Source organism: Campylobacter sp. BCW_6871, from assembly GCF_001762325.1.
In the GTDB taxonomy this organism is placed as follows: domain Bacteria; phylum Campylobacterota; class Campylobacteria; order Campylobacterales; family Campylobacteraceae; genus Campylobacter_D; species Campylobacter_D jejuni.
In genome coordinates this window covers 1-4,497 of record NZ_MJWQ01000036.1, presented here as the reverse complement: position 1 = coordinate 4,497, position 4,497 = coordinate 1, and the positions used below count along the sequence as shown (strand labels likewise).

Below are 4,497 nucleotides of genomic sequence, written 5' to 3'. Positions count from 1 at the left end.
TTTGTATGGCTACTTTACCATTGATGGTTCCATTATTGGTAAGATTAGTAAGAGTAAGAGTATCGCTGTTGCTAGCATGGACATAGATAATTTTATCGTTGTTATTCTCATTGCCTAAAGTTCCATTTTTTTCAATTGTTATAGAATGAGAACCATTTCCATTAACTTCTATTGTGTTAGTTTGTGAATTGCTTACGGTCGTATCAATTCTTGCTTGAGGACTATAAACACTTGCTGAACTAGCCTTAAGATTTTTATTTGCTTCATCATAAGTTTTTATTTCAGGAGTAAGTGTAGCATTAGCACAACTCGCTAAGAAAGAAATAGTAGCTAAAGATAAAACTATCTTTTTAGAATTTAAACAGGGTTCTTTAATCCCCCCCCCCCCGTAGACACCTTACTTGAAATAATATTTTTACTCAAATATTTTTCTCCTTCCTTATTTAAAATGATTTATTTTGAAATTAATTTCATATTATTTATTTTTTAATAATAATATAAAATATAAAAATAAAATAGCGGAATAATAAAATATTTAAACTTAAAATATAATTAAATATTAATTATTATAAAACTATATAGTTTGAATTTAAATTTTATTTTATAAAAAAATTGATTTAATGGGAGTAAATTTATATGAAATGTTATTTTACAAAACACAACGAAGATTTAAGTTGTATAAGCGTGAATTTTCACGCTTACTCTAGTTCATATTTTTTCATCAAAGTATTGTAAAATCCATTGGTTTTTACCTCGTCTATACCTTTGTCAAAAATTTTTACCAATTCTTTTTGTTTGTTTTTATTAAAAGCAAAGCTAAAGCCTTCTCCACCATCCATTTCTTGGTAAAAACTTATCAAGTCTGGATTTTCAGCTAAAAAACCTTTAGCAGTATCTTCATCTGCGATAATAGCATCAATTTTCTTGTTTTTTAGTGCTAAAACAGCAATATTTAAATCTTTATTACTTTGCACTTGTGCATTTTTGATAGCTTTTGCAGTATTTTCTTGTAAAGTTCCTAGTTGAACTCCTATTTTTTTACCTTCTAAATCATTTTTTGTTTGAAGTAAATTGTTACTTTTTAGTTTAAGATAAAGATTTTTACTCATATAGTAAGGTTTGGTAAAATCAACACTCTGTCTTCTTTCATCCGTTGCACTCATAGCCGAGGCAATCATATCGATTTTACCGGCTTTTAAAGCAGGTATTAACCCATCGAAATTGGTTTCAACCCAAACAATTTTAATACCATTTTTTTGGGCAATCTCTTCTACTAGATCCGTATCAAAGCCTGTGAGTTTTGAATTTTCTTTATAATTAAAAGGTTTATAGTTTGGGGCAGTTCCAACCTTTAATTCTACGCTTGCATTTGTTTCTTTGTTTTTAGAATCATTGCAAGCGTTTAAAAATAAGCCAATCAAGGCAACTAAAACAACACTAAATATTTTTTTCATTTTCTTCCTTTGATATAAAATGTTTTAAAATTATACTTATTTTAAATTTATATTTAATTAAGTCTGATTGCTTTTTACAATGTTTAAAAGTAAGTAATCCTTGATATATTATTTATACAAATTTCAAAAAACCCACCAAATACTTATATAAATACTTACACAAATATTTATACTATTTAATCCTTTATTTAATCCCCTTTTAAGTTTAATTGGTTATACTTTCATTTCCTTTTTTGAAAAAAGGACTTAAAATCTTTTAAATTATAAAGTTTCACTAACTGAGTAGATTTTATAAATTAACTTTATTTTAGATTTTTTAAGTTTTTAAATTATTTGAGTTTTTAACTTTCTTAATTTTTTAATTTAAAACTAAAAGCTTTTTTATAAATCTTGTTTTTAATTTAAAAACTTTTCTTTTAAAAATGATTTTTTGTTTTGTTCTTTTAACTTAGTATTGTTATTCAAATCTTATTAGTCAATCTTTGAAATCTAAATAAGTGATCGATTGAGCCAGAAAGATTTAGGCATAAGCAATTATGTAAAATCTATTCAATCTAATATTAAAAAGATTAAAAACTTTTCTTTTAATCTTTATATAACTTTTTCTTTGAAGAAAAAGATTAAACTATCTATAAAAGTAATAAGGTTTATCTCTTTAATGCAATCTAAGTAGTTTATCTATATTAGGTTGGCGGGGTAGGCCTTTAGCTTGCTTCTTAGTCAAGGCTTTGCCTTGATGCTAAAGAAGGTTTATTATGGAGAGTTTGATCCTGGCTCAGAGTGAACGCTGGCGGCGTGCCTAATACATGCAAGTCGAACGATGAAGCTTTTAGCTTGCTAGAAGTGGATTAGTGGCGCACGGGTGAGTAAGGTATAGTTAATCTGCCCTACACAAGAGGACAACAGTTGGAAACGACTGCTAATACTCTATACTCCTGCTTAACACAAGTTGAGTAGGGAAAGTTTTTCGGTGTAGGATGAGACTATATAGTATCAGCTAGTTGGTAAGGTAATGGCTTACCAAGGCTATGACGCTTAACTGGTCTGAGAGGATGATCAGTCACACTGGAACTGAGACACGGTCCAGACTCCTACGGGAGGCAGCAGTAGGGAATATTGCGCAATGGGGGAAACCCTGACGCAGCAACGCCGCGTGGAGGATGACACTTTTCGGAGCGTAAACTCCTTTTCTTAGGGAAGAATTCTGACGGTACCTAAGGAATAAGCACCGGCTAACTCCGTGCCAGCAGCCGCGGTAATACGGAGGGTGCAAGCGTTACTCGGAATCACTGGGCGTAAAGGGCGCGTAGGCGGATTATCAAGTCTCTTGTGAAATCTAATGGCTTAACCATTAAACTGCTTGGGAAACTGATAGTCTAGAGTGAGGGAGAGGCAGATGGAATTGGTGGTGTAGGGGTAAAATCCGTAGATATCACCAAGAATACCCATTGCGAAGGCGATCTGCTGGAACTCAACTGACGCTAAGGCGCGAAAGCGTGGGGAGCAAACAGGATTAGATACCCTGGTAGTCCACGCCCTAAACGATGTACACTAGTTGTTGGGATGCTAGTCATCTCAGTAATGCAGCTAACGCATTAAGTGTACCGCCTGGGGAGTACGGTCGCAAGATTAAAACTCAAAGGAATAGACGGGGACCCGCACAAGCGGTGGAGCATGTGGTTTAATTCGAAGATACGCGAAGAACCTTACCTGGGCTTGATATCCTAAGAACCTTATAGAGATATGAGGGTGCTAGCTTGCTAGAACTTAGAGACAGGTGCTGCACGGCTGTCGTCAGCTCGTGTCGTGAGATGTTGGGTTAAGTCCCGCAACGAGCGCAACCCACGTATTTAGTTGCTAACGGTTCGGCCGAGCACTCTAAATAGACTGCCTTCGTAAGGAGGAGGAAGGTGTGGACGACGTCAAGTCATCATGGCCCTTATGCCCAGGGCGACACACGTGCTACAATGGCATATACAATGAGACGCAATACCGCGAGGTGGAGCAAATCTATAAAATATGTCCCAGTTCGGATTGTTCTCTGCAACTCGAGAGCATGAAGCCGGAATCGCTAGTAATCGTAGATCAGCCATGCTACGGTGAATACGTTCCCGGGTCTTGTACTCACCGCCCGTCACACCATGGGAGTTGATTTCACTCGAAGCCGGAATACTAAACTAGTTACCGTCCACAGTGGAATCAGCGACTGGGGTGAAGTCGTAACAAGGTAACCGTAGGAGAACCTGCGGTTGGATCACCTCCTTTCTAGAGTACAAAGTAATAAGTCTCACAACTATTACTTCAATATATAAACTCAATTGATTCTTGTTTAGATTTCAAAGATTGATGATAAAGCTAATTGTTTATGGGGAATTAGCTCAGCTGGGAGAGCGCCTGCTTTGCACGCAGGAGGTCAGCGGTTCGATCCCGCTATTCTCCACCATTTATTAAGGGCCTATAGCTCAGCTGGTTAGAGTGCACCCCTGATAAGGGTGAGGTCACAAGTTCAAGTCTTGTTAGGCCCACCATAAAAAAGATTTGAATAAAAAAGCTTTAAAATCTAAAGCAAGTATATAAAGTAGATAAAATATAAACTCTAAATACTTAGATTTATTTTTATCTTTAGCTATAAAAGAATATACTTTAATAGATATAAATAGCATATACATTATGTATTTATATTTATAATGATTATATTAATATATACTTCCTTTAGGTTTTAAACCTAAATGTTCTTTTTAATTATCATTGTTAAGAGTCACAAGCAAGTTTTAATAAAAACAATTTTACAGGACTTGTTAAAGGATAAAACCTATTTATCTTTTCTTTGGTTTAACTTATATCTTTTAATTATCTTTATCTTTAAAATAAAGAGAATATTAGATTTAAGATTTGTAAATTAAAGACAAGTTTCAAACTCACAGCTTAGTTAAGACTAAATCATTTAGTTTTATATTAAGTGTTTGAATGCTTTCCGTCTTAAGATAAAGAAGTCTTATCATAAAAACTTTAACAAGGAAGTGATGCGTTTTAGAATCAATAA

General features: G+C 34.0%; 1 protein-coding gene, 2 tRNA genes and 1 rRNA gene. 3 read left to right on the top strand and 1 reads right to left on the bottom strand.

Annotation, left to right across the window (positions count from 1 at the left end):
* Nucleotides 1-698: 698 nt before the first annotated feature.
* Complete coding sequence (locus AJ930_RS03230) at nucleotides 699-1,454, bottom strand: basic amino acid ABC transporter substrate-binding protein (RefSeq protein WP_070274827.1); 756 nt, start codon at nucleotides 1,452-1,454, stop codon at nucleotides 699-701.
* 752 nt (nucleotides 1,455-2,206) lie between these two features.
* Between AJ930_RS03230 and AJ930_RS03225 the strand changes: the two genes are divergently transcribed.
* From AJ930_RS03225 to AJ930_RS03215, 3 genes are all read left to right on the top strand, one after another.
* Nucleotides 2,207-3,719 (top strand): 16S ribosomal RNA (locus AJ930_RS03225).
* Between the two features lie 102 nt (nucleotides 3,720-3,821).
* Nucleotides 3,822-3,897: transfer RNA gene (locus tag AJ930_RS03220), tRNA-Ala, on the top strand.
* Nucleotides 3,898-3,905: 8 nt separating this feature from the next.
* Nucleotides 3,906-3,982 (top strand) — tRNA-Ile (locus AJ930_RS03215).
* The last annotated feature ends 515 nt before the right edge of the window (nucleotides 3,983-4,497 follow it).